This is a genomic window from Streptococcus sp. HMSC056C01, assembly GCF_001811305.1.
Lineage (GTDB): Bacteria > Bacillota > Bacilli > Lactobacillales > Streptococcaceae > Streptococcus.
Map to the genome: position 1 here is coordinate 41,672 of NZ_KV804197.1, position 26,849 is coordinate 68,520.

Annotated in this window: 24 protein-coding genes; 20 read left to right on the top strand and 4 right to left on the bottom strand. The window is 39.1% G+C overall.

Annotated features, from left to right (window positions below; all coding sequences use genetic code 11):
* Positions 1-206: 206 nt before the first annotated feature.
* From ftsW to HMPREF2795_RS10595, 15 genes are all read left to right on the top strand, one after another.
* On the top strand, positions 207-1,418 hold the full coding sequence (gene ftsW, locus HMPREF2795_RS04665; protein ID WP_070459442.1) for a cell division peptidoglycan polymerase FtsW: 1,212 nt from the start codon (positions 207-209) through the stop codon (positions 1,416-1,418).
* A gap of 24 nt (positions 1,419-1,442) precedes the next feature.
* Complete coding sequence (gene ppc, locus HMPREF2795_RS04670; protein ID WP_075228341.1) at positions 1,443-4,268, top strand: phosphoenolpyruvate carboxylase; 2,826 nt, start codon at positions 1,443-1,445, stop codon at positions 4,266-4,268.
* A gap of 435 nt (positions 4,269-4,703) precedes the next feature.
* Positions 4,704-5,705 carry a tryptophan ABC transporter substrate-binding protein gene (gene trpX / locus HMPREF2795_RS04675; RefSeq protein ID WP_075228342.1) on the top strand — a complete coding sequence of 334 codons (1,002 nt, stop codon included), beginning with the start codon at positions 4,704-4,706 and terminating at the stop codon, positions 5,703-5,705.
* A gap of 61 nt (positions 5,706-5,766) precedes the next feature.
* A complete protein-coding gene (locus HMPREF2795_RS04680) occupies positions 5,767-6,633 on the top strand; it encodes an ABC transporter permease (protein ID WP_075228343.1) in 867 nt (288 codons plus the stop codon).
* Positions 6,630-7,388, top strand: coding sequence for an ABC transporter ATP-binding protein (locus tag HMPREF2795_RS04685; protein ID WP_075228344.1), 759 nt, complete (start codon positions 6,630-6,632; stop codon positions 7,386-7,388). Before HMPREF2795_RS04680 ends, HMPREF2795_RS04685 begins: the two co-directional genes overlap by 4 nt.
* 160 nt (positions 7,389-7,548) lie before the next feature.
* A complete protein-coding gene (locus HMPREF2795_RS04690) occupies positions 7,549-7,980 on the top strand; it encodes a hypothetical protein (RefSeq protein ID WP_075228345.1) in 432 nt (143 codons plus the stop codon).
* 180 nt (positions 7,981-8,160) lie between these two features.
* Entirely contained in the window at positions 8,161-9,921 is a 1,761-nt protein-coding gene (gene dnaG / locus HMPREF2795_RS04695; protein WP_075228346.1) for a DNA primase, read from the top strand.
* A 2-nt stretch (positions 9,922-9,923) separates the two neighbouring features.
* Complete coding sequence (gene rpoD, locus HMPREF2795_RS04700; protein WP_000201894.1) at positions 9,924-11,033, top strand: RNA polymerase sigma factor RpoD; 1,110 nt, start codon at positions 9,924-9,926, stop codon at positions 11,031-11,033.
* A gap of 17 nt (positions 11,034-11,050) precedes the next feature.
* On the top strand, positions 11,051-11,380 hold the full coding sequence (locus HMPREF2795_RS04705; RefSeq protein ID WP_000331926.1) for a metal-sulfur cluster assembly factor: 330 nt from the start codon (positions 11,051-11,053) through the stop codon (positions 11,378-11,380).
* A gap of 99 nt (positions 11,381-11,479) precedes the next feature.
* Entirely contained in the window at positions 11,480-12,532 is a 1,053-nt protein-coding gene (locus HMPREF2795_RS04710) for a glycosyltransferase family 4 protein (RefSeq protein ID WP_075228347.1), read from the top strand.
* An 8-nt stretch (positions 12,533-12,540) separates the two neighbouring features.
* A complete protein-coding gene (locus HMPREF2795_RS04715) occupies positions 12,541-13,857 on the top strand; it encodes a glycosyltransferase family 4 protein (protein ID WP_075228348.1) in 1,317 nt (438 codons plus the stop codon).
* 22 nt (positions 13,858-13,879) lie between these two features.
* The gene (locus tag HMPREF2795_RS04720) at positions 13,880-14,071 is read left to right on the top strand and encodes a PspC domain-containing protein (RefSeq protein WP_000726417.1); all 192 of its coding nucleotides are present in this window, start codon (positions 13,880-13,882) and stop codon (positions 14,069-14,071) included.
* A gap of 19 nt (positions 14,072-14,090) precedes the next feature.
* Positions 14,091-14,225, top strand: a complete 135-nt coding sequence (locus HMPREF2795_RS04725) for a DUF4044 domain-containing protein (RefSeq protein ID WP_000863850.1) — start codon at positions 14,091-14,093, stop codon at positions 14,223-14,225.
* 75 nt (positions 14,226-14,300) lie between these two features.
* Complete coding sequence (obgE, locus tag HMPREF2795_RS04730; protein WP_007556074.1) at positions 14,301-15,611, top strand: GTPase ObgE; 1,311 nt, start codon at positions 14,301-14,303, stop codon at positions 15,609-15,611.
* A gap of 9 nt (positions 15,612-15,620) precedes the next feature.
* Entirely contained in the window at positions 15,621-15,785 is a 165-nt protein-coding gene (locus tag HMPREF2795_RS10595) for a hypothetical protein (RefSeq protein WP_000502583.1), read from the top strand.
* A 35-nt stretch (positions 15,786-15,820) separates the two neighbouring features.
* On the opposite strand, the gene HMPREF2795_RS04735 is transcribed toward HMPREF2795_RS10595, so the two are convergent.
* Both HMPREF2795_RS04735 and HMPREF2795_RS04740 read right to left on the bottom strand, forming a co-directional pair.
* The gene (locus tag HMPREF2795_RS04735) at positions 15,821-16,291 is read right to left on the bottom strand and encodes an arginine repressor (RefSeq protein ID WP_001030117.1); all 471 of its coding nucleotides are present in this window, start codon (positions 16,289-16,291) and stop codon (positions 15,821-15,823) included.
* Positions 16,242-18,581 (bottom strand): Xaa-Pro dipeptidyl-peptidase, encoded by a 2,340-nt coding sequence (locus tag HMPREF2795_RS04740; protein ID WP_075228349.1) that lies wholly within the window; start codon positions 18,579-18,581, stop codon positions 16,242-16,244. Before HMPREF2795_RS04740 ends, HMPREF2795_RS04735 begins: the two co-directional genes overlap by 50 nt.
* A 177-nt stretch (positions 18,582-18,758) precedes the next feature.
* Here HMPREF2795_RS04740 and mutY point away from each other — a divergent pair, with 177 nt between their 5' ends.
* The 4 genes from mutY (at position 18,759) to HMPREF2795_RS04760 (ending at position 22,844) form a co-directional block, all read left to right on the top strand.
* On the top strand, positions 18,759-19,922 hold the full coding sequence (gene mutY, locus HMPREF2795_RS04745; RefSeq protein ID WP_075228350.1) for an A/G-specific adenine glycosylase: 1,164 nt from the start codon (positions 18,759-18,761) through the stop codon (positions 19,920-19,922).
* A 64-nt stretch (positions 19,923-19,986) separates the two neighbouring features.
* Positions 19,987-20,691, top strand: a complete 705-nt coding sequence (gene yycF / locus HMPREF2795_RS04750; protein WP_000722070.1) for a response regulator YycF — start codon at positions 19,987-19,989, stop codon at positions 20,689-20,691.
* Entirely contained in the window at positions 20,684-22,033 is a 1,350-nt protein-coding gene (gene vicK, locus HMPREF2795_RS04755) for a cell wall metabolism sensor histidine kinase VicK (protein WP_000573602.1), read from the top strand. Before yycF ends, vicK begins: the two co-directional genes overlap by 8 nt.
* Before the next feature lies 1 nt (position 22,034).
* On the top strand, positions 22,035-22,844 hold the full coding sequence (locus HMPREF2795_RS04760) for an MBL fold metallo-hydrolase (protein ID WP_001279898.1): 810 nt from the start codon (positions 22,035-22,037) through the stop codon (positions 22,842-22,844).
* A 36-nt stretch (positions 22,845-22,880) separates the two neighbouring features.
* Here HMPREF2795_RS04760 and HMPREF2795_RS04765 read toward each other — a convergent pair whose 3' ends face one another.
* The gene (locus HMPREF2795_RS04765; protein WP_000434664.1) at positions 22,881-23,228 is read right to left on the bottom strand and encodes a DUF6568 family protein; all 348 of its coding nucleotides are present in this window, start codon (positions 23,226-23,228) and stop codon (positions 22,881-22,883) included.
* A 258-nt stretch (positions 23,229-23,486) separates the two neighbouring features.
* Positions 23,487-25,205, bottom strand: coding sequence for a phospho-sugar mutase (locus HMPREF2795_RS04770; RefSeq protein WP_075228351.1), 1,719 nt, complete (start codon positions 25,203-25,205; stop codon positions 23,487-23,489).
* A 416-nt stretch (positions 25,206-25,621) separates the two neighbouring features.
* Between HMPREF2795_RS04770 and HMPREF2795_RS04775 the strand changes: the two genes are divergently transcribed.
* On the top strand, positions 25,622-26,827 hold the full coding sequence (locus HMPREF2795_RS04775; protein WP_075228352.1) for a DUF4352 domain-containing protein: 1,206 nt from the start codon (positions 25,622-25,624) through the stop codon (positions 26,825-26,827).
* The last annotated feature ends 22 nt before the right edge of the window (positions 26,828-26,849 follow it).

Genomic DNA, 26,849 nt, shown 5'->3' on the forward strand with positions numbered 1-26,849 from the left:
AGTTTTAAAAGTCCTAGTAACTTAAAACGCTCGATAGGTCGGATAAGGGGATCACTCAAGACATTCTAGTCCAGAGTTTGTTTTGAGTAAAATTCGAATGTTTATACTGTAAGAGTTTTTTTCTAGGCTAAAAAATGGTATAATAGCTTATAAAACTAGAAATAATATGGGAAAATAAGATAATTTTTCCGATAGATAGGTGACATATGAAAATAAGTAAAAGGCACCTGCTGAATTATTCCATTTTGATTCCTTATTTACTGTTATCCGTTCTAGGATTGATAGTAGTTTATTCGACAACGAGTGCAACTCTTATCCAAGAGGGAAAAAGTACCCTGCAACTGGTTCGAAATCAAGGAATTTTCTGGATAGCCAGTTTGTTTTTAATTGCCTTGATTTATAAATTGAAATTAGGATTTCTGCGAAATGAGCGATTAATCTTCATCGTCATGTTTGTTGAGCTGATACTGCTAGCTCTAGCGCGTTTAATTGGGATTCCTGTCAATGGGGCCTATGGCTGGATCAAGGTTGGTCCAATAACGATTCAACCAGCAGAGTATTTAAAAATTATCATTGTCTGGTATCTAGCACAGCGTTTTTCAAAACAACAGGATGAGATAGCTGTTTACGACTTCCAAGTTTTAACCCTTAATCAGTGGATTCCTCGAGCATTTAATGATTGGCGTTTTGTTCTACTGGTTATGATTGGTAGTTTGGCGATTTTCCCAGACCTAGGAAATGCTACTATCTTGATTTTAGTATCCTTGCTCATGTATACTATCAGTGGAATAGCTTATCGATGGTTCACAACTATTCTGGGCTTACTAGCTGGTGTCTCTATGATTTCCTTAACAGCCATTCGGATAATCGGTGTTGAGAAATTCTCTAAAATTCCTGTATTTGGTTATGTTGCCAAGCGGTTCAGTGCTTTTTTCAACCCCTTTAATGACTTGGCTGGAGCTGGACACCAGTTGGCCAATTCCTACTATGCTATGGTTAATGGAGGATGGTTTGGTCTGGGATTAGGAAATTCTATTGAAAAACGAGGGTATCTGCCAGAAGCCCATACGGACTTTGTCTTTTCGATTGTCATTGAAGAGTTTGGATTTGTAGGAGCAAGTCTTATTCTCGCTCTCCTATTCTTCTTAATTCTACGAATCATTTTGGTAGGAATTCGCGCAAGGGATCCTTTCAACTCAATGGTAGCAATAGGTATTGGGGGAATGATCCTGATACAGGTATTTGTTAACATTGGGGGTATATCAGGCTTGATTCCTTCAACAGGAGTAACCTTCCCTTTCCTTTCACAAGGGGGGAATAGTCTCTTGGTTCTTTCTGTAGCCATAGCATTTGTATTAAATATTGATGCCAGTGAAAAGCGTGCGCGACTTTTTAGCGAATACGACGCACAGCTTTAAGACATAGATAACAAGGAGAAAAAAATGTCTCTTCAAAAGTTAGAAAATTATAGTAACAAAACGGTCGTACAAGAGGAAGTTCAAATCTTGACGGATATGCTGGAAGATATCACGAAAAATATGCTTCCTGCTGAAACCTTTGATAAGATCATGCACTTGAAGGAACTTTCTTCAAAACTTGACTATCAAGGGCTAGATAAAGTAGTAACAGGTCTTTCAAATGATGAAATGGTCTACATTTCTAGATACTTCTCTATCTTGCCACTTTTAATTAACATCTCAGAAGACGTAGACTTGGCTTACGAGATTAATCACCTAAATAATGTCGATCAAGACTATCTCGGTAAATTGTCAACAACGATCAAAATGGTGGCTGAAAAAGAAAACGCTGCTGAGATTCTTGAACACTTGAACGTGGTACCAGTTTTGACAGCCCATCCAACTCAGGTTCAACGTAAGAGTATGTTGGATTTGACCACTCATATCCATAATCTTTTACGTAAATATCGTGATGTGAGAATGGGCCTCATTAACAAGGAAAAATGGCATAATGATCTTCGTCGCTACATTGAGATTATCATGCAGACGGATATGATTCGTGAGAAGAAACTAAAAGTAACCAACGAAATCACCAATGTGATGGAGTACTACAATAGTTCCTTCCTACAGGCTGTCCCTAACTTGATGCTAGAGTACAAACGTCTAGCAAAAGAGCAAGGAATTGATCTTAAACAAGCCAAACCAATTACTATGGGAATGTGGATCGGTGGAGACCGTGATGGAAATCCATTTGTAACAGCTGAGACACTTATGCGTTCTGCTACCATTCAAAGTGAAGTGGTTTTGAACTATTATATCAGTAAGATTTCTAGTCTTTATCGTACCTTCTCTCTTTCAACAAATTTATCAAAAACTAGCAAAGCTGTTGAAGAAATGGCTGCTCAGTCTGGAGATACATCCGTCTTTCGTGAAAAAGAACCCTATCGTCGTGCCTTTCATTTGATTCAGTCCAAATTGATTCAAACTCTCTTGAATATAAAAGAATGGTCTGTGGTTGGCTCGTCAGCTGATGAACGTCATCCTGTTGAACGTCTTCTCGGTACGCAAGGGCATCAACAAGGAGTGATTACAGACTATATTAACAATCGACTTTCAGGAGCTATTCAAGAGCTGGCTGAAGATCGTCCACCATTTTACGAAACAGTCGAAGAGTTTAAGCAAGATCTATACATTATTAAGGACTCATTACTTGAAAACAAGGCAGAGGCCTTACTCACAGGTGAATTTGCAGAACTTTTAGAAGCTGTAGAAGTCTTTGGTTTCTTCTTGGCTTCCATCGACATGCGTCAAGATTCAAGCGTCCACGAAGCCTGTGTAGCAGAATTGTTGGCATCTGCTGGAATCAATGACCACTATAGTGATTTATCAGAAGATGAAAAATGTGACTTGCTTTTGCATGAATTATTAGAAGATCCTCGAATCTTGTCTGCAACTCATGCTGAGAAGTCTGAACTTCTCGAAAAAGAACTGGCTATTTTCCAAACAGCACGTGAATTAAAAGACCGTTTAGGAGAAGATGTCATTCGTCAAACGATTATCTCACATGCAACAAGCGTGTCAGATATGCTTGAGTTGGCTATTATGCTAAAAGAAGTTGGTCTGGTAGATGCTGAAAAAGCGCGTGTTCAGATTGTTCCTCTCTTTGAAACAATTGAGGACTTGGACCATTCTGAAGAAACAATGAGAAAGTATTTCTCTCTACCACTTGCTAAGAAATGGATTGCTTCTAAAAACAATTACCAAGAAATCATGCTTGGCTACTCTGATAGTAATAAGGATGGCGGTTATCTATCATCTTGTTGGACACTTTATAAGGCCCAACAACAATTGACTGCTATTGGTGATGAATTTGGAGTCAAAGTAACCTTCTTCCATGGTCGTGGTGGTACCGTTGGCCGTGGTGGTGGCCCTACTTATGATGCTATTGCTTCTCAACCACTCAAGTCCATCAAGGATCGTATCCGTTTGACAGAGCAAGGGGAAGTTATCGGAAACAAATATGGAAACAAGGATGCTGCCTACTATAACCTTGAAATGTTGGTTTCAGCAGCTATCAACCGTATGATTACCAAGAAGAAGAGTGATACCAATACATCAAATCGCTATGAAGCTATCATGGACCAAGTAGTAGAACGTAGTTACGATATCTACCGTGAGCTAGTATTTGGAAATGACCATTTCTATGATTATTTCTTTGAATCTAGTCCAATCAAGGCTATTTCAAGTTTCAATATTGGTTCTCGTCCAGCAGCTCGTAAAACAATCACTGAAATCGGTGGTCTACGTGCGATTCCTTGGGTATTCTCATGGTCACAAAGTCGTGTTATGTTCCCAGGTTGGTATGGTGTTGGTTCAAGCTTCAAGGAATTTATTGACCAAGATCCAAAAAATATTGAATTCCTTCGTGATATGTATCAAAATTGGCCATTCTTCCAGTCACTCCTATCTAATGTTGATATGGTCTTGTCCAAATCAAATATGAACATCGCCTTTGAGTACGCTAAACTGTGTGAAAGTGAAGAAGTACAAGCAATTTACTATACTATCTTGGATGAATGGCAGTTGACTAAGGACGTTATCTTGGCTATTGAAGGCCATGAGGAACTCTTGGCAGAAAATACTTATTTGAAAGACAGTCTCAACTACCGGATGCCTTATTTCAATATCCTTAACTATATTCAGTTGGAATTGATTAAGCGTCAACGTCGTGGTGAGCTATCTTCAGATGAAGAACGATTGATCCATACAACTATCAACGGAATTGCTACAGGATTACGTAATTCAGGCTGATACAAGTTAGATTTTATAAAAAACGTAGGAATTTTTGTTAATATTTAAAATATTTTATGAAAACCCTTGACAAGTTTTAGTAAAATGATATAATTTAAGCATTCAGAAAGTAATCATTGAAATTTTTTAGAGAGTCTGTGGTTGGTGGAAACAGATAGGTGGAAGTGATGAAAATTGGGCTGAATGTTATTAAGAATTTGAAATCATAAGAATTCGGTGAGCACACCTTACAGTGCAACTCGTTTTAGCGAGTAAGAGCGATAGGACTAGTTCCTATAATTGAGGTGGCACCGCGCATCGACGTCCTCACACAAGTTTTTTGTGTGAGGACTTTTTCTATGGGGAGGAAAAAATTATGGAAATCAAACGATGGCGTCGCTTGAATAAGTGATTGAATAAAAAAATAATAAGTTAAGAAGAAATAAGGAGAAAATTATGAAAAACAAACGTCTACTCGGTATTATCGTAGCATTAGCACTTGTAGTTGGAGGAAGCTTGGTATATTCTAGCTTAACGAAACAAGAAACTAAAACTGAGACAGCTAATAAAACAGCTAAAGTTGGTGTTCTTCAGTTTGTAAGCCACCCATCGCTTGACTTGATCTACCAAGGTATCCAAGATGGACTTGCTGAAGAAGGTTATAAAGGTGACCAAGTCAAAATCGATTTTATGAACTCTGAAGGTGACCAAAGTAAGGTTGCTACAATGAGTAAACAATTGGTGGCAAACGGAAATGATGTCGTTGTCGGAATTGCAACACCTGCAGCTCAAGGTCTTGCAAGTGCAACAAAAGACCTTCCTGTCATCATGGCAGCTATCACAGACCCAATTGGTGCTAACCTCGTACAAAACTTGGAAAAACCAGGTGGGAACATCACTGGGGTGTCTGACCATAACCCTGCTGAACAACAGGTTGAATTGATCAAAACATTGACTCCTGATGTGAAGACGGTTGGAGCACTTTATTCAAGTAGTGAAGATAACTCTAAATCACAAGTAGAAGAATTCAAAACTTACGCTGAAAAAGCTGGTTTGAAAGTCGAAACATTCGCAGTTCCTTCAACGAACGAAATTGCTTCAACAGTGAACGTTATGACTGGTAAAGTAGATGCAATCTGGGTTCCAATCGATAACACAATCGCATCTGCATTCTCAACTGTCGTTTCAAGCAATCAAACAGCTAAAAAACCAATCTACCCAAGTGCGACTGCCATGGTAGAAGCTGGAGGTTTGGCATCAGTTGTTGTTGACCAACACGATCTTGGTGTTGCTACTGGTAAAATGATTGCCAAAGTTTTGAAGGGTGAAAAACCTGCAGATACACCAGTCAATGTCTTCTCAACTGGTAAATCAGTGATCAACAAAAAAGTTGCTCAAGAACTTGGAATCACTATTCCTGAATCAGTTCTCAAAGAAGCTGGTCAAGTAATCGAATAAGAATGAAGGAGGAGTTGGAGACATCTCCTCCAATTTTTAGAATAAAGGAAATGAATCAAACATGCTAATATCAATTATTTCACAGGGATTGGTCTGGGCTATTCTGGGCTTGGGAATCTTTATGACCTTTCGAATCTTGAACTTCCCAGATATGACAACGGAGGGCTCTTTCCCATTGGGAGGAGCGGTAGCAGTGACTCTCATTACCCAAGGGGTCAATCCTTTTCTTGCGACTTTAGCGGCTGTAGGAGCAGGTTGTCTTGCTGGTTTAGCAGCGGGGTTATTATATACCAAAGGGAAAATTCCAACTCTTTTATCAGGAATTTTAGTCATGACTTCTTGTCATTCTATCATGCTCATGATTATGGGACGGGCTAACCTTGGACTATTAAACACCAAGCAAATCCAAGATGTTCTTCCATTTTCATCAGAGGTTAATCAATTACTGACAGGTTTAATTTTTGTGACTTTGGTTATTCTTCTCATGCTTTTCTTCCTAGATACTAAACTTGGACAGGCCTATATCGCTACAGGGGATAATCCAGATATGGCTCGTAGTTTTGGTATCAATACAGGACGTATGGAGCTTATGGGCTTGGTCTTGTCAAATGGTGTAATCGCACTTGCTGGCGCACTTATCGCTCAACAAGAAGGTTATGCGGATGTCTCTCGTGGTATCGGTGTTATCGTTGTTGGTCTTGCTAGCTTGATTATCGGTGAAGTCCTCTTTAAGAGTCTTACCTTAGCAGAACGCTTGGTTACTATTGTAGTGGGTTCCATCAGCTATCAATTCTTGGTATGGGGAGTCATTGCTCTCGGATTTAACACTAGCTACCTCCGTCTATACAGTGCCCTTATCCTAGCAACTTGTCTAGTCATTCCAACGATTAAGGATAAATACTTGAAAGGAGTCAAGTTAAGCAAATGACAGCAATAGTAGAATTAAGAAATGCCACAAAAATTGTGACAAATGGCTTTGACGAAGAAAAGATTATCCTAAATGATGTTTCGCTTGATATTTATGAACACGACTTTATCACAATTTTGGGTGGAAATGGTGCAGGGAAATCAACCCTCTTTAATAGCATTGCGGGAACTTTACCTTTAACCAGCGGTAGCATTCGCATCATGGGCGAAGATGTAACTCATTTTAGCCCTGAAAAGCGTGCCAAGTATCTTTCGCGTGTTTTTCAAGATCCAAAGATGGGGACAGCTCCGCGTATGACGGTTGCAGAAAATCTTTTGATTGCCAAGTTCCGTGGAGAAAAACGGGGACTTTTCCCAAGAAAATTGTCATCCTATAAGGAAGAATTTCAAGCAACCATTGAGAAGGTTGGCAATGGGCTAGAGAAGCATTTGGATACTCCGATTGAGTTTTTATCAGGTGGACAAAGACAGGCTTTGAGTCTCTTAATGGCAACCTTGAAACGTCCAGAGCTCCTTTTACTGGATGAACACACAGCTGCTCTTGACCCTAAAACAAGTGTCGCCTTGATGGAATTGACAAATGACTTTATCAACAAGGGCCATCTGACTGCTTTGATGATTACTCACCATATGGAAGATGCTCTCAAGTATGGAAATCGCTTGATTGTTATGAAAGATGGACAAATCATCCAAGATTTAAACAAGGATGAAAAAGCCAAGATGAAAATTTCCGATTACTATCAACTGTTTGAGTAATTGATTTTAAATAATTGAGATAAAAAACTTAGAAGTAGGCTTTTGCTTCTAAGTTTTTTGGTGAATTTTAAATATTGCTTTTTTTCCTTTTCGTCAGTTTTAGTTTGGAGTATAATCAGTATAAGAATATTAAACTTTGATAGGAGTAGGAGATAAAAAGATGACTTACACACAAGAAGATTTTCAAGAATGGATTTTTCAAATTGGATTTAAGATGGACTATTTTACTAGGGAGATTGCTGAGGAACAAGGACTTCATTTAGACTATAGCATGCAGTCTTTGGATGATTTGGAGGCTTGGATCTTGGCTCACTACGAAGACCACCATGCTTTGATAGCAGACCGCCAGATGTTGGATTATTTGACCGTTTATATCGGTGAAACCTTCCGTAAGCACCTAGGAGGTAAATGGTTTATTGATCTTAATAATAAAAAGAATGCCTATTATTCTATGCCTGTATTGACCGACCCATCATATAGAGGAGAAGTTTATATAGCACCTATGACTTTTGCAACGGCTTGTATTAGTAGAAAAGATGGTCAGTATATTAGCAGAATATTGAAAAATAATCTCGAAGATCAAGTGAAATAGGATTTTATTTCTTTTGTTTTTCTTTCAAATATTAGAATGATTTGCTCAGAAGATTCAGTTTTTCATGATAGCTGGAAACTTATGAAATAGTCTCATGTAAAGTGTATGAAATGGTTTACTTTTTTTCAGAAATAAGCTATACTAGTTAGAGTAAACTGTGATAAAATGGAGGTATTGTCTATGGTTGACAAGAGACTCATCGAAGAGATCAAAAACAATACCAATATTGTCGAAATCATAGGAGAAGTGATTTCTTTACAAAAATCTGGACGGAACTTTTTAGGGCTCTGTCCTTTTCATGGTGAAAAGACCCCTTCCTTTAACGTGGTCGAAGATAAGCAGTTTTACCACTGCTTTGGATGTGGTCGTTCTGGAGATGTTTTTAAGTTTATTGAGGAGTATCAGCAGGTAACCTTTGCGGATGCAGTGAGGATATTAGCTGAGAGACTTGGGATTCAGATGGCAGCGCCTGTTCAAGGTTCTGTACAGCCTAGGTCGCCCCATCAGAATCTCTACGATATGCATGAGAAAGCCGCTCGTTTTTATCATGCCATTCTCATGACGACTAAGATGGGTGAAGAGGCGAGAAACTATCTCTATAAACGTGGCTTAACAGATGATGTTCTCAAGCATTTTATGATTGGTTTAGCTCCAGCAGAACGCTCTTATCTTTATCAGCGTTTAGCAGATGATTATAGTGAGAAGGACTTGCTGGATTCAGGTTTGTTTTATCTATCTGAGAGTAACCAATTCTTTGATACCTTTCATAATCGTATTATGTTTCCTCTTTCAAATGATCAAGGAAAGGTGATTGCCTTTTCTGGTCGTGTATGGCAAGAGACTGATTCTCAAACTGGAAAGTATAAAAATAGTCGAGCGACGGCAATTTTTAACAAAAGTTACGAATTATATCATTTGGAGAGGGTAAAAAAAGGCTCGGGCAAGGCACCTGAAATCTACCTGATGGAAGGGTTTATGGATGTCATTGCGGCTTATCGTGCTGGTATTGAAAATGCAGTTGCTTCTATGGGTACCGCACTGACGAGTGAACATGTGGAGCATCTGAAACGCTTTACCAAAAAAGTGATCGTCACCTATGACGGAGATAAGGCTGGGCAAGCTGCGACGGCTAAAGCCTTGGACGAGCTTAAAGATATACCTGTCCAAGTAGTCCAGATTCCTGACGCGATGGATCCGGATGAATATTTGCAGAAAAACTCTCCTCAAGACTTGGCTTATCTCTTAACCAATACACGCATTAGTCCTGTTGAGTTTTACATCCATCATTTCAGACCGGAAAACAGTGAAAATCTACAAGCTCAGATTGAATTTATAGAGAAAATTGCTCCCTTAATCGCCAAGGAACCCTCTATCACAGCTCAGAATTCCTACATTCACATTTTGACGGATCACTTGCCATCTTTTGACTATCAGCAAGTCGAACATATTGTCAATGAAAGTCGTGTTAGACAGAGAAAGGAGAAGGTCAAGGAGACCTATAGTCCTAGTCCTATCACTATGTCTGTCTCCAAGCAGCTGACAGCAGTGATGAGAGCGGAGGCTCATATCCTCTACCGAATGATGGAACATCCTTTGGTGCTCAATGACTACCGCTTAAGAGATGACTTTATTTTTGAAACTCCAGAGTTTCAGACCTTGTATGGACTCTTGATTGATAATGGAAGTATCTCATCTGAGGATTTGGCTCATCAGACTAGAGAAGTGGAGAGTGCTTGGTATCAAGTCCTAGCCTTAGATTTGCCACCTGAGATGTCCCCTCACGAGTTAGCTGAAGTGGAAGAGTCTCGAAAAAGAGCTCTTTTGAATCAGGAAAATCTGCAAATTAAAAAGAAAGTTCAGGAAGCTAGCCATGTCGGTGATACAGAAACCGCATTAGAAGAGCTAGAACGCTTAATTGCCCAAAAAAGAAGAATGGAGTAAGAATGGCAACAAAACAAAAAGAAGTAACAACCTTTGACGTCCAAGTAGCGGAATTTATTCGCAATCATAAAAAGACTGGGACGGCTACAGATGACGAAATCAATAACGCCCTCGTAATCCCCTTCACTTTAGATGTGGAAGGTATTGAGAATCTTTTGCAACGTATTCAAGATGCTGGTATCTCAATTACGGACAACGAAGGAAATCCAAGTGCGCGTGTTTTGAGCACTGAGGAAGAACCAGAGTTGACTGATGAAGATTTGATTGGTTCAACCTCTGCTAAGGTCAATGACCCTGTCCGTATGTATTTGAAAGAAATCGGGGTTGTTCCTCTGCTTACAAATGAAGAGGAAAAAGAATTAGCTCTTGCTGTTGAAGCGGGTGATATCGAAGCTAAACAACGCCTTGCAGAAGCGAACCTTCGTTTGGTAGTATCTATTGCTAAACGTTATGTTGGACGTGGAATGCAGTTCCTTGACTTGATCCAAGAAGGAAACATGGGCTTGATGAAGGCTGTTGATAAATTTGACTACTCTAAAGGGTTCAAATTCTCAACTTATGCGACTTGGTGGATTCGTCAAGCTATTACTCGTGCCATTGCTGACCAAGCTCGTACCATCCGTATCCCTGTACACATGGTGGAAACCATTAACAAGCTTGTTCGTGAACAACGTAATCTTCTTCAAGAGTTGGGACAAGATCCAACTCCTGAACAAATCGCTGAACGCATGGATATGACACCTGACAAAGTTCGTGAAATCCTCAAGATTGCCCAAGAACCTGTTTCTCTAGAAACACCTATCGGGGAAGAGGACGATAGCCATCTTGGTGACTTTATCGAGGACGAAGTGATTGAGAATCCAGTGGACTACACAACTCGCATCGTCTTGCGTGAGCAGTTGGATGAGGTCTTGGATACTCTTACAGATCGTGAAGAAAATGTTCTTCGACTTCGTTTTGGTCTTGATGATGGGAAAATGCGTACCTTGGAGGATGTTGGTAAAGTCTTCAACGTAACGCGTGAACGTATCCGTCAGATTGAGGCAAAAGCTTTGAGAAAACTTCGCCAGCCAAGTCGAAGCAAACCACTTCGTGATTTCATTGAAGATTAAGTTGAGGGAGAGTGAAGATGGCTTATACAGAAGAGCAAATTGAAAATATCAAAACACGTATTTTGACAGCACTAGAAGAAGTGATTGACCCAGAATTGGGGATTGATATTGTCAATCTAGGCTTGATCTACGAGATTCGTTTTGATGGCGATACAGGTGAGACTGAAATTGATATGACTTTGACAACCATGGGTTGTCCCTTGGCAGATCTTTTAACTGACCAAATCTATGATGCTATGACAGATGTTCCAGAAGTTACTAACGTTGAAGTCAAATTAGTATGGTATCCAGCTTGGACAGTTGAGAAAATGAGCCGTTACGCTCGTATCGCTTTAGGTATCAAGTAAGTATATTATGAAAAGAGAAATAGTGTAGACGCCAGGAATTCCCAGCTTTTATGCTATCTCTCTTTTTATTTGCTGATTTTATTTGAAGAAAATGGTATAATGGTTACTATGGAAAAAGAGAAATTACGCATCAACATGCTAAGTTCAAGTGAAAAAGTGGCGGGCCAAGGTGTGTCTGGTGCATACCGTGAACTGGTACAGCTTTTAAAACGAGATGCGAAAGACCAACTGATCGTAACAGAAAATCTTCCAATCGAAGCGGATGTTACTCATTTTCATACGATTGATTTTCCTTATTATCTCTCGACCTTTCAGAAAAAACGTTCTGGACGTAAGATTGGCTATGTTCACTTCTTACCGGATACCTTGGAAGGTAGTTTGAAGATTCCATTCTTCTTAAAGGGGATTGTCAAACGCTATGTGTTTTCTTTTTATGACCGTATGGAGCATCTGGTAGTGGTCAATCCTACCTTCATTGAGGATTTGGTTGCTGCTGGAATTCCACGTGAAAAAGTGACCTATATTCCTAACTTTGTCAACAAAGAAAAATGGCATCCACTTCCTATAGAGCAAATTGAACAACTTCGTAAAGATATGGGGATTGATGAGAATCAGTTTGTAGTCGTTGGTGCAGGTCAGGTTCAGAAGCGTAAAGGAATAGATGACTTTATCACTCTAGCTGAGGAATTACCTGATATCACTTTTATTTGGGCTGGTGGATTCTCTTTTGGGGGAATAACCGATGGTTATGAGCGCTATAAAAAAATTATGGATAATCCTCCTGAAAATCTAATTTTCCCAGGGATTGTAGATCCAGAACGGATGAGAGAACTCTATGCCTTGGCTGATCTTTTCTTGCTTCCAAGTTATAACGAGCTCTTTCCAATGACTATTCTAGAAGCTGCGAGTTGTGAAGCACCCATTATGCTTCGTGATCTAGATCTTTACAAGGTCATTCTTGAAGGAAATTACAGACCAACAAGTGATGTTGAAGAGATGAGAGAGGCTATCTTGGAATATCGCGAGCATCCAGAAGAACTAAAAGAATTAAAAGAAAAGGCTAAGGCTATTTCAAGAGAATATTCAGAAGAGCATCTTCTTGAAATCTGGCTAAAATTCTATCGGGAGCAAGCAGCTTTAGGAAAAAAATGAGGTAGTATATGCGAATTGGTTTATTTACAGATACTTATTTCCCGCAGGTCTCGGGTGTTGCGACCAGTATTCGAACCTTAAAAACAGAACTTGAAAAGCAAGGCCATGCCGTCTTTATCTTTACAACAACAGACAAGGATGTTAATCGTTATGAAGACTGGCAGATTATCCGTATCCCTAGTGTTCCTTTCTTTGCCTTTAAGGATCGTCGTTTCGCCTATCGTGGATTTACGAAAGCTCTTGAGATAGCAAAGCAATACAAGCTGGATATTATTCATACGCAGACCGAATTTTCTCTTGGTTTATTAGGGATTTGGATAGCGCGTGAGTTGAAAATCCCTGTTATACATACCTATCATACCCAGTACGAGGATTATGTTCACTATATCGCTAAAGGGATGTTGATTCGTCCAGGTATGGTCAAGTATCTTGTGAGGGGCTTCCTTCATGATGTTGATGGTGTGATTTGTCCGAGTGAAATTGTGCGCGACCTTCTATCAGATTATAAGGTCAAAGTTGAAAAGCGTGTTATTCCTACAGGGATTGAGCTAGCCAAGTTTGAACGACCAGAGATTGGACCAGAACATATCGCAGACTTACGGGTTAAACTAGGTATTAAGGAAGATGAAAAGATGCTTCTTAGCCTTTCGCGTGTTTCTTACGAGAAGAACATTCAAGCCGTTCTGGCAGCATTTCCAGATGTTCTAAAAGAAGAGCAAAATGTTAAATTAGTCGTAGCTGGAGATGGTCCTTATCTGGAAAATCTCAAGGAGCAAGCATCAGATTTAAAGATTCAAGATTCTGTTATCTTTACTGGTATGGTTGCCCCGAGTGAGACAGCGCTCTATTATAAGGCGGCTGACTTCTTTATCTCAGCTTCAACTAGTGAAACTCAAGGCTTGACCTATCTTGAAAGTCTTGCAAGTAAGACTCCGGTAATAGCTCATGGAAATCCCTATCTTGATAACCTCATCAATCATAAAATGTTTGGAACGCTTTATTATGAAGAGAGAGATCTAGCAGGGGCTATTTTAGAAGCTTTAATTGCAACTCCAAAGATGGATGAGAAACTTTTGGCTGAAAAATTGTATGAAATTTCGGCTGAGAATTTTGCTAAGAGAGTGCATGAATTCTATCTAGATGTTATTATTTCAAATAATTTTGAAAAAGAATTGACTGCAGATGAACCTGTTACGAAACGCATTTTAAAGACAGTATTCTATATACCACAACAAGCAGTGTCTATGCCAGTCAAGGGTTCAAGACGTATGTTGAAGGCTTCTAGAAAACAGTTGAGTCATTTAAGAAAATATTTGAACGATTAATCGAATCAAAGAAAGGAAAAAAATGAAAAAGAAATTTATGAGAAGTGGTAGAGATCAAAAAATCGGTGGTGTATGCGCTGGTTTAGCTAATTATTTTGATATTGATCCTACAATTGTACGTGTGATTTGGGGAGTTCTAGCTTTCTGTTATGGTGCTGGACTTATTGCTTACTTGATTTTGTGGGCAATCGCTCCTGTATCAGATGAATTTTAAGAATAGTAAAGGAGAAAAAATGGCATTTGGTGATAATGGGAAACGTAAAAAAACTTTCTTTGAAAAACTAACAATGTTTGTCGTTTTGATTATGTTATTTGTAACCCTAGCAGGTATCTTTGCTACAGCCATAGGTGTATTTAGCAGATTTTAAAATGCTAGATTTTCTAGCAAGTTGTAATAGTTGGTGACTGGGATTTCCCAGCCCTTTTTAGAGTGAGAAAAGAATATGAGTATGTTTTTAGATACAGCCAAGATCAAGGTCAAGGCTGGAAATGGTGGCGATGGGATGGTTGCCTTTCGCCGTGAAAAATACGTCCCTAATGGCGGTCCATGGGGAGGTGATGGAGGCCGTGGTGGTAACGTTGTCTTTGTTGTAGATGAAGGTTTACGTACCCTGATGGACTTCCGTTACAATCGTCATTTCAAAGCCCAATCGGGTGAAAAAGGGATGACCAAAGGAATGCATGGTAGAGGAGCAGAGGACTTGATTGTTCGAGTGCCTCAAGGTACAACTGTACGTGATGCAGAAACTGGAAAAGTTATCACTGACTTGATTGAGCACGGCCAAGAGTTTATTGTTGCTCACGGTGGTCGTGGTGGTCGCGGAAATATCCGTTTTGCAACACCTAAAAATCCTGCGCCAGAAATCTCAGAAAATGGAGAACCTGGTCAAGAACGTGAATTACAGTTAGAACTTAAGATTCTTGCTGATGTTGGTTTGGTTGGATTCCCTTCAGTTGGAAAATCAACTCTGCTCAGTGTAATTACCTCTGCAAAACCTAAAATTGGTGCCTACCACTTTACAACAATCGTTCCTAATCTTGGTATGGTCCGTACCCAATCAGGGGAGTCCTTTGCAGTGGCAGACCTACCTGGATTGATTGAAGGTGCTAGTCAAGGCGTGGGCTTGGGAACTCAGTTCCTTCGCCATATTGAGCGTACTCGCGTTATCCTTCACATCATCGATATGTCAGCCAGTGAAGGTCGCGATCCTTACGAAGATTATCTAGCTATTAACAAGGAGTTGGAATCTTATAACCTTCGTCTGATGGAGCGTCCCCAAATCATTGTCGCTAATAAGATGGATATGCCAGAGAGTCAAGAAAATCTCGAAGAATTCAAGAAAAAATTGGCAACTAACTTTGATGAGTTCGAGGAATTACCAGCAATCTTCCCAATATCAGGTTTGACCAAACAAGGTTTAGCACCTTTACTAGATGCAACAGCAGATCTTCTTGATAAGACTCCAGAATTCCTTCTTTATGACGAGTCAGAAATGGAAGAAGAAGTTTATTATGGCTTTGATGAAGAAGAAAAACCATTTGAAATTAGTCGTGATGATGATGCAACTTGGGTACTTTCAGGTGAAAAACTCATCAAACTCTTTAACATGACTAACTTTGACCGTGATGAGTCTGTTATGAAGTTTGCTCGTCAGTTGCGTGGCATGGGAGTTGATGAAGCTCTCCGTGCCCGTGGCGCCAAGGATGGAGATTTGGTTCGTATCGGTAAGTTTGAGTTTGAATTTGTGGACTAGGAGATAGCTATGGGAGATAAACCGATATCTTTCCGTGATGCTGATGGAAATTTTGTTTCTGCAGCAGATGTCTGGAATGAGAAGAAGTTAGAAGAACTGTTTAATCGCCTCAATCCAAATAGAGCTTTGAGACTAGCAAGAACTAAAAAGCAAGCTGAAAATAGCAAATCATAAAATAAACCCGTGATGAAAGTCATCACGGGTTTTTGTTACCGATCAAAAAATAGAGGTGGTGCAAATTGTTTGAGGCGTTCAAAGCAAGATTGAGCTTGCTCCTTATCCTCGCAGATAACCAAACAGACATCATTTCCACAGATAGTAGCGACTATTTCAGGAAAATTTAGGGCGTCCAAGATAGATCCGAAGGATTGTGCCAAACCTGGATAGGTTTTGATAACAACTTGGTGTTGGACGGGTTGCATCATGTAGAGGGCTTCCTCCATATAGACTTCTAGCCGTTTTTCCCACTTGGATGTAGAGCCAGTGTTGATTGAATAATAGGAGTGTTCACCTTCACGAATCTTAGAAAGATTCATCAGGTTAATGTCTCTTGAAAGTGTTGCTTGTGTGACCTGTACTCCGTTTTCAATCAGTAGTTCTTGTAATTCAGTTTGGGTATGAATTTTTTGTTTAGTGATTAGGGCTCGGATGAGCTGGTGTCTTTGCTCGGCTTTGTTCATCTACAGTTACCTCCCTTTGAAAAGGTATCTCAAGATTGGACTGTGCAAGGTCGACAGTCAAGTGATAGTCTGTATTGTCACGTACAGTAATCTCAAAGTCTGTAGTATAAAGAACGAGACGTACTGTATCGCCTTCTTTTAGTTTGTAAATAGTTGGTTGGAGTTCAAATTGAAATTCCATCCATTCATCCGGTTTAACTTCCTCAATTTTCAATAAATCATGACGATTTTGAAGATTGAGATGGCCTTTGGTGATAACGCGCTGTGCATTTGGGCTAAATGGTAGCTCGCAAAGATTTTCCAGCATGTGGTAACGACCATTATCAATAGTACGAGCAGACAAGACTCCTGGATACGGTTGTAGGTATTTCTTTTGACCAAGTTCGAGAAGTTGTGCAGATAGTAAGCCTTTATTTGTACTTGATTTGAGACGGAGGTTTAGTTTAACACGCCCATTAAGATGAAGGTCTTCTGTCACTGGCAGGTCAATAGTTACCTGATTGACTTTCCCTTGATAGAGTTCATTGTTAAAGGTTTGGTAGGTCTTTCCAAAACGTTCAAAGTCTGAGTCTTGATAGTGGTTTTCAATGACAGCTTCTTCGGTACCTAATGTGAAAGTTTTTTGGTCAGTTTGATTTCCAAAATCTTCAAGAGTCATCCATGTTTGAGGAGCTGTATTGTCTTGCCAAACGACTCTTGGAAGTTGGTAGTCAGTGTTTTGACCCAATAATTTCTGCGTCAAAAGAGCATTCATGGATTCACGGAAATCAATAGACTGCCAGTTGTTCATATAAACATGGGCACCGTTATGATAAAAGAGATGTTTCTTAATATTGCTTGGAAGAGCATTGAACATTTGATAGACATGAAGTGGTTTTACATTCCAGTCTTGTGAACCGTGTGTAAAGACAACTTCAGCCTTAACTTTTTCAGCATTGAGTAGGTAGTTTCTGTCATGCCAAAATTGGTTATAATCCCCAGTTTTACGGTCTAGATTTTTCTTCAGTTCTTCTATAGAAGCTTTATGAGCCTCGTTTCCACGGATATAGTCACCAGCTAAGAGATTACGAGAATAAGTTAATTCATCTAATGAATCGAAGTCCTCCCCAGGATAGCCACCTGGGCTTGTCACAAGACCATTTTCACGGTAATAGTTGTACCATGATGAAATCCCTGCTTCAGCAATAATGACTTCTAAACCATCAACTCCTGTAGTGGCAAGACCATTAGACATTGTTCCTAGATAAGAAAGACCAGTAGTTGCAACTTTTCCATTTGACCAGTCAGCCTTGACCTGACGTTTACGACTGTGGTCTGTGAAGGCACGACAACGACCATTGAGCCAATCAATGACATTTTTATAGGCTTCAACTTGTCGGTAATCTCCGTTGGTCATTTGACCTTGAGAATCCTTGGTTCCAAGACCAGATACGTAGATATTTGCAAATCCTCTTGGAAGGAAGTAGTCGTTAAGTGTGTAACTGCTATTGATATGAGTGAGTCTTTCTTCAGCTTCTGAAACAAGTTCAGCTTCTCCAACAGGTTCAACCAAGTCTAATGTTGGTTTTTCTAGAGAAATTTCATGTGCTTCCTTGACTTCTAGCTCAGCTTCCATTTTGTAAAGAGCTTTATCGCTTGCTTTATCATTGGTTCCTTGATGGTAAGGACTTGCCGTCATAACAGCTGGAATTTTGCCATGGTAAGACGGACGGATGATGTTGACTTTGACGAGGTCAGGTAGGCCATCATTATCAGAATCAATACGACTTTCTACATAAACAACTTCCCGAATAGCATTGTTTGCAGAAAAGGTTGCCAAACTCTTGCCATTGAAGTAGTGGTAAGAGTTGTCCTCAGGGATAAGACCGTCGCTAACCAATTGATCGATCAAGGTATTTCCCTTTTTAGTGCGCGTGTTAAGGAGTTGATAGAGATTGTCAATCAAATCTCCGTATACAATAGGGAATGCTGTTTCTTTGTGAAAAACAAGACCGTCTTCAAAGTCTGTCAAGTAACTGAAACCAAGCAACTGAAAGGCAACAGTATAGAAAATTTCTGCAGTTAATTCACGATCAGAATTGAAGAAAGTGAGCAGATCAGTTTCTTTATCAACAGCTAAAGTTGAGAGGGGATAATCTGTATTTTTGTAATTGAAAAAGCAAGTTCTAACAAAAGCTTTAAACAGTTCTTTCGCAGAATTTGATTGGTCAAGCTTGAATCCAAGGCTGGATAATTCCCGTAAAGCTTCTTGCTGGCTTACAGGATAGTAACTGAATTGATTAAAACGCATAGATGCCTCCTTTGAAGAATCATTAAATTTATTATATCAAAAAAGTAGGGAAAATGATAGAAGCAGCTGGTTTGTAAAGGCTAAATTGCTAATTTTCTAATAGAGTTTAAGAGAGTGTTTTAACAAGCCCTATCTTGATTTTTTGAGTATCCTAAAAGGTTATGCTATACTATAAATATGTTAGATTTGGAGAAATATGGTGTGACCATGTGGGAAGAGGACAAGATTCTCTCTTTCCGTCAAAAATTATTATCCTGGTATGACGAAAACAAGCGTGATTTACCTTGGAGACGGAGTAAGAATCCATATCATATCTGGGTATCTGAAATTATGTTGCAGCAGACTCGAGTTGATATCGTCATTCCCTATTATGAACGTTTTTTAGACTGGTTTCCGACTGTAGAGAGCTTAGCAGATGCATCTGAGGAGCGCTTATTAAAAGCCTGGGAAGGACTTGGCTATTATTCTCGTGTCCGCAATATGCAAAAAGCCGCTCAACAGATTATGAATGAATTTGAAGGCAAGTTTCCGTCCACTTATGAAGGTATTTCAAGCTTAAAAGGGATTGGTCCTTATACAGCTGGTGCAATTTCTAGTATTGCCTTTAACCTTCCACAGCCTGCAGTAGACGGCAATGTCATGCGTGTTTTGGCACGTTTGTTTGAAGTCAATCATGATATTGGAAATCCTAGCAATCGAAAAATATTTCAAGCGATGATGGAAGTTCTGATAGACCCTGATCGTCCAGGTGATTTCAATCAGGCTTTGATGGATTTAGGTTCAGATATTGAGGCTCCTGTTAATCCAAGACCGGAGGAGAGTCCTGTTAAGGAGTTCAGTGCTGCTTACCAACATGGGACCATGGATCGCTATCCTATCAAGGCTCCAAAGAAAAAGCCAATCCCTATTTATCTAAAGGCTCTTGTAGTACAAAATAGTCAGGGTCAGTTTTTATTAGAAAAGAATGAGAGTGAAAAACTCTTGGCTGGATTTTGGCATTTTCCCTTGATTGAAGTTGATGACTTCTCAGACCAAAATCAAGATTTGGATCTTTTTAGTCAAGTAGCGGAATCAATTTTACAGCTTGGACCATCTCCACAGGAGAGTTTTGAACAGGACTATGATCTTGAAGTTGATTGGCAAGATCTACGATTTGAAGAGGTCAAGCACATTTTTAGCCATCGTAAATGGCATATCCAGATAATTGCAGGCCGAGTTACTGAAACACAGGAATATGCAGATAGAGAAGTCCTTTGGTTAAGTCCGGAAGAATTTATCAATTATCCCCTAGCTAAACCTCAGCAAAAGATTTGGCAAGCCTACTTGAAAAGAAGCTGCTAGTATCGGTCTTTCGTGTCTTCTTTACATTTTTTTGGTATAATGAGATAAGGAAAAAGGTGACTAAATGAAAAAAATACTAATTGTAGATGATGAAAAACCCATCTCAGATATTATAAAATTTAATATGACCAAGGAAGGTTATGAAGTTGTAACTGCTTTTAATGGTCGTGAAGCTCTTGAACAATTTGAAGCTGAGCAACCAGATATTATTATCTTGGATTTGATGCTTCCAGAGATTGATGGACTTGAAGTTGCAAAAACTATTCGTAAGACAAGTAGTGTTCCTATTATCATGCTTTCAGCAAAGGACAGCGAGTTTGATAAGGTTATTGGGCTTGAACTTGGAGCGGATGACTATGTAACCAAGCCATTTTCAAATCGTGAACTACAGGCCCGTGTTAAAGCTCTTCTCCGTCGTACAGATATTGTTTCAGTTGATAACCAAGAACCTGAAACGAAATTACAAAGTCTGCAGATTGGCGATTTGGAGATTTTACCCGATGCCTACGTGGCTAAGAAATATGGTGAAGAGTTAGACCTAACCCACCGTGAATTCGAACTCTTACATCATTTAGCTTCTCATCTTGGTCAAGTTATTACCCGAGAACATCTTCTTGAAACTGTTTGGGGATATGACTATTTTGGAGATGTCCGTACAGTTGATGTAACAATTAGACGTTTGCGCGAGAAGATCGAAGACACACCAAGTAGACCTGAATACATCCTAACTCGTCGTGGAGTAGGATATTATATGAGAAATAATGATTGAAGTAATTAGACAAACAATTTTGACGAGTGACTTTATCTATATCCTCATCCTAATTGGCTTTATTTTGCTGGTGACTTTTCTCTTACTTGAGAGCCGTCGTGATAATATTCGCCTTAGACAGCTAAACCAGAAGGTTAAGGATTTGATTGCTGGTGATTATTCTCAGGTTTTGGATATGCAGGGAAGTTCAGAGATTACCAATATCACTAACAATCTTAATGATTTGTCAGAAGTAATCCGTTTGACTCAAGAAAATCTGGAACAAGAGAGTAAAAGGTTGCATAGTATCTTGTCCTACATGACAGACGGAGTACTTGCGACCAATCGTCGTGGTCAAATTATCATGATTAATGACATGGCCAAGAAACAACTTGGAGTTGAAAAGGATGATGCTCTTAATCAAAATATCTTAGAGTTGCTCAAGATTGAAGAAGAGTATGAGCTGAGAGATCTCATTACCCAAAGTCCTGAATTGATGATTTATTCCCAAAATGTGAATGGCGAGTATATCAGCTTGCGCGTGCGTTTTGCCTTGATTCGTAGAGAGTCTGGCTTTATCTCTGGTTTAGTAGCAGTTCTACATGATACGACTGAACAAGAGAAGGAAGAACGTGAGAGAAGGCTTTTCGTTTCTAACGTTAGTCATGAGTTGCGTACACCCTTGACCAGTGTAAAATCCTATCTTGAGGCCTTGGACGAAGGAGCCCTAACAGAACCAGTTGCTCCAGATTTTATCAAGGTTTCTCTGGATGAAACCAATCGTATGATGCGGATGGTGACGGACCTCTTGCACCTCTCACGGATCGACAATGAGACCAGTCACTTGGATGTTGAGTTGATTAACTTTACTGCCTTTATCACCTTTATTCTCAATCGTTTTGATAAAATGAAAAGTCAGGATGAGGAGAAGAAGTACGAGTTGGTGAGAGATTATCCGATTAACTCTGTTTGGATTGAGATTGATACGGATAAGATGACCCAGGTGATTGACAATATCCTGAATAATGCTATCAAGTATTCACCAGATGGTGGAAAAATCACTGTAAGCATGAAGACTACAGATGATCAGATGATTTTATCAATTTCGGACCAAGGGCTTGGGATTCCTAAAGAAGATCTACCAAAGATTTTTGACCGTTTTTATCGTGTTGACAAGGCAAGAAGTCGTGCTCAAGGTGGTACTGGTCTAGGACTTGCTATTGCTAAAGAAATCGTCAAACAACATAATGGATTTATCTGGGCTAAGAGTGAATACGGTAAGGGTTCAACCTTTACTATCGTACTGCCATACGATAAGGATGCCGTGAAAGAAGAGATTTGGGAGGATGAACTAGAAGACTAGAATGAGTGATATCGGTTTTAAATACAGTATTTTAGCATCGGGTTCCAGTGGAAATTCATTTTACTTGGAAACACCAAAAAAGAAAATTTTAGTAGATGCGGGCCTATCTGGCAAAAAAATTACAAGCCTTTTGAGTGAAATCAATCGTAAACCAGAGGATTTAGACGCTATCTTGATTACGCATGAACATTCAGACCATATCCACGGTGTGGGCGTTCTGGCTCGTAAGTACGGCATGGATCTTTATGCCAATGAGAAAACTTGGCAGGCTATGGAAAATAGTAAGTATCTCGGTAAGGTTGACTCATCTCAAAAGCATATTTTCGAGATGGGAAAAACCAAAACCTTTGGTGACATCGATATCGAGAGTTTCGGTGTGAGTCATGATGCAGTCGCGCCACAGTTTTATCGTTTTATGAAGGATGATAAGAGCTTTGTCATGCTGACGGATACGGGCTATGTTAGTGACCGAATGGCTGGCATTGTGGAGAACGCAGATGGCTACCTGATCGAGTCAAATCATGATGTTGAAATCCTGCGAGCTGGATCTTATGCTTGGCGACTTAAACAGCGTATCTTGTCTGACCTTGGTCACCTCTCAAATGAAGATGGAGCAGATGCTATGATTCGCACACTAGGTAATCGTACCAAGAAGATTTACCTAGGCCATTTGTCCAAGGAAAATAATATCAAAGAGCTGGCCCACATGACCATGGTTAATCAGTTAGCTCAAGCAGATCTTGGAGTTGGAGTAGACTTTCAAGTTTACGATACTTCACCAGACACTGCAACACCATTGACGGATATATAAAAAAGAAGGCACAAGCCTTCTTTTTTATAGACTATTTTACAAGCCAGCAAATTCTTTGATTTCTTGAGCTGACATTGAAGAGTCGCAACGGACATTGATTTGTCCATTTGCAACATGGACGAATCCTGGTACAGTAGGGATTTCATAGCGTGAGCGGAAGTCTTGTAAAGCTTCAAGTTGACTTGGCTCTTCGCTATTGATGAAGTAGATGTGCGCTTTGGATTCAGCCACCACACCAGCCAATGTACCAGCAAATTTACGGCAATAAGGACAAGTTTTGCGTCCGATAAAGAAAGTTGCTGTTTCTTGATTGTCAAGTGCTTCTTGAGCACGCGCTACAGTTGTAACTTCAAGATCTTTGATGTTTTCTAAAAATTGTTCCATGAGATTACCTCGCTTTCATTGATATGTCTAGTATGCCATAAAGTTTCTAAAATTGCTCAGTTTTGATACGCGAATAGATGGTGGTGCAGAAATCAGTAAACTAAGTCTGATTTTCTAGTCCTATATTCCTGTGTCTTTAAAAATATAGAAACTGAAGTTTTGCTCAAAAGAGCTAAAAGAAGACATAAATTACAGTCAGCTTTTACTTCATCATCAAGAATAAAGGTCAGGATTTTTCCCGACCTTTATATAGTTGCTTTATTTTACAAAGGCATTGATTTCAGCTTCGATGTTAGCAATCTTAGCTTGTGAATCTTCGTTGCTTTCACCAACAACTGCAATGTAGAACTTGATTTTTGGTTCTGTACCTGAAGGACGAACTGCAATCCATGAACCATCTGCAAGAGTGTATTTCAATACATCACTTGGAGGAGTTGTCAAGGTTGTTACAGTGCCATCAGCTGCAGTAGATGTTTGTGCTTTGAAGTCTTCAGTGGTTGAAACTGCTGTTGCGTTAAATTCTTTTGGACCATTTTCACGGAATTTAGCCATAATTGCTTTGATTTGCTCAGCACCGTCAACACCAGAAAGAGTAACAGAGATTGTTTTTTCAGCATAGTAGCCGTACTCTTTGTAGATTTCTTCGATACCATCTGCAAGAGTCAAACCACGAGAGCGGTAGTAGGCAGCAAGTTCAGCAACGACAAGAACAGCTTGGATAGCATCTTTATCACGCACGAATGGTTTAATCAAGTAACCAAAGCTTTCTTCAAATCCCATCATGTAAGTGTGGTTGTGTTTTTCTTCGAATTCTTGGATTTTTTCAGCGATAAATTTGAAACCAGTCAAGACGTTGAACATAGTTGCGCCGTAGCTTTCAGCAATCTTAGTTACCAAGTCAGTTGATACGATAGATTTGCAAAGGGCTGCATTTTCAGGAAGTGTACCAGCATTTTTGTGAGCTTCCAAAATGTACTTAGCCATGATGGCACCGATTTGGTTACCTGAAAGGTTGAGGTAGCTTCCGTCTTTTTGAAGGACTTCAACACCGACACGGTCAGCGTCAGGATCAGTTGCGACAAGCACATCAGCCCCTACTTGGCGACCAAGTTCTTCTGCAAGAGCAAAGGCTGCTTGACTTTCTGGGTTTGGAGATTTAACAGTTGAGAAGTCAGGGTCTGGAGTTGCTTGAGCTTCTACGACTTGAACTGAGTCGAATCCTGCTTGCGCAAGAGCACGGCGAGCCAACATTTCACCAGTACCATGAAGTGGAGTGTAGACAATCTTCATGTCCTTACCAAACTCTTCAATCAAAGCTGGGTTGATGTTCACATCTTTAACTTCTTTGAGGTATTCGGTATCGACTGCTTCGCCAATAACTTCAATCAAACCAGATGCTTTTTCAGATTCTACATCAGCAACTTCAACAGCAAATGGATTTTCGATAGCACGGATGTAGGTAGTCAAAGCGTCCGCATCATGTGGAGGCATTTGACCACCGTCTTCTCCGTAAACCTTGTAACCATTAAATGGAGCAGGGTTGTGGCTAGCAGTAATCATGATACCTGCGAAGCAGTTGAGGTGACGAACAGCAAATGAAAGTTCTGGTGTTGGACGGAGACTTTCAAAAACATAAGATTTAATACCGTGTTTAGCAAGAACTGCTGCAGATTCAAAGGCAAATTCTGGAGAGAAGTGACGGCTATCATAAGCGATGGCTACACCACGTTCTTTTTCGTTTCCACCTTTTGACTCAATCAAACGAGCCAAACCTTCGGTTGCTTGACGAACAACGTAGATATTAATGCGGTTAGTACCAGCACCAATCAGTCCACGCATACCAGCAGTACCAAATTCAAGATTGGTATAGAATGCGTCTTCTTTAGTTTTCTCGTCCATGTTTTCCAAATCTTGACGAAGGTAATCTGGAAGTTCTGCGAAATCAACCCATTTTTGGTAGTTTTCTTGGTAAGACATAGGAAATCTCCTTTAATATATAATCTAATCGCTTACATTATACCACGATTTGAAGTTTTAGTAAAACGTTAGCATGAGTTAAAATGTAAGAAATTTACTTTTATTTAGGTACTTCAAAATTTGATTATATTTTTAAGTTTATATTATTTTTTTACAAAATTCATTAATCGTAGACAGAGGCAAAATGTAAATTTGTAATGAATAAATGAATATTTTGTAAAAAATCAAGTGTTAAGAATATTTCTGTTTATCACTTGATACATAAGGAAATTCTTTAATGTATCAAATAAATTTCTTTAAAAAAAGTAGAAAATATTACATAAATTTAAGATATTTTTAATAATTTCGGTTTCTATTTTGACTTTTATATTGTGTATGGTAGAATATAATAAATAATTAAAGGAGATTTTCTATTTATGAACAAAATTCTTAAGCATTCTGCTTTAGTTTTATCAGTATTAGCGCTAGTTGCTTGTGGATCAAACAAAAAAGCAAGCGATAACGGTACTGCATCAAACTCCAACTTTGAAGTTTCGGTTAAAGATGGAATGTATGTTTTGCCCAAAGATGAAGATTCTTCTTCTCACTATCTTGCTCTTCAAGTAGAAATTAAAAATAATCGTGATAAAAAGTTTAGTTTTACAAACAGAGATATCACACTCTACAATGAAAAAGATGAGAAGGTTGAACCAATCCAAGTTTATGAATCAGATAGTAAAACTAAATTTATGGACTATGGGGATAGCCTCTCTAAAGGTAAGAGTGTAGCTGGTTATGTTGTTTACGAAGTTGATAAGGATGCTAAATATGAGCTTCACTTTGCACCAAGCTTTTATGAAGATGTAAAAGAAAATGCAAAAGAGAATAATGACGTAGCTATCAAGGTTGATCCAAGTAAATATGAAGATCATATCGATGAAGCGAAAGAAGCAATGAAAAAATATGTTGATGCTGTTTTTCTTGATGGAGAAAACACTGGAGGAGCATCAAACGTAAGTTTCACTAATGAAAAAACTCAAATTGTCGCACTCGATGATAAAAAATCAGATAAGTCCGAAGACAAGAAATCTGAAGATAAAAAATCTGATGATAAGAAGTCTTCTAATGAAACAGATGGTATCTCAAATGATGTGAAGACTGACCGAGAAGAATTCATTAAGAAATTTATCGAGTCATTTGGTAAAGGATTCTATAACTACAAGCCTTCTGATGCAGAACTTCGTACCTTTGCAGAAGCATATATCAAAGCCAATGCTAAAAGAGCAAAAGTTGATTATAAAGTAAAAACTTACCTACCAGACTACGCGGTTATTTATGTAAGACCTGAAACAATTGACTTAGACAATTTGAATGTTCATGAATTAAGCCGTAAATTCTATGAAGAAAATAAAGGTAAATACAGTAACTACTCAGAAGCTATGAAAGCTGGCGAGAAATACATTTTAGAGAATGCACCAAGCCAATTTGACTCAACTCCTCTTGATACTAGTGATAATATGAAAAGAGAAGGGTATGAAATTAAAATGACTAAGAAAGATGGTAAATGGACTATCGATACATCTTCTAAAAACTATGATTTAAAAGATATGGCTCGCACATTCCGTGGAGGCATCGGTTACTAATATAAAAAGTTCGGGTGAAAAG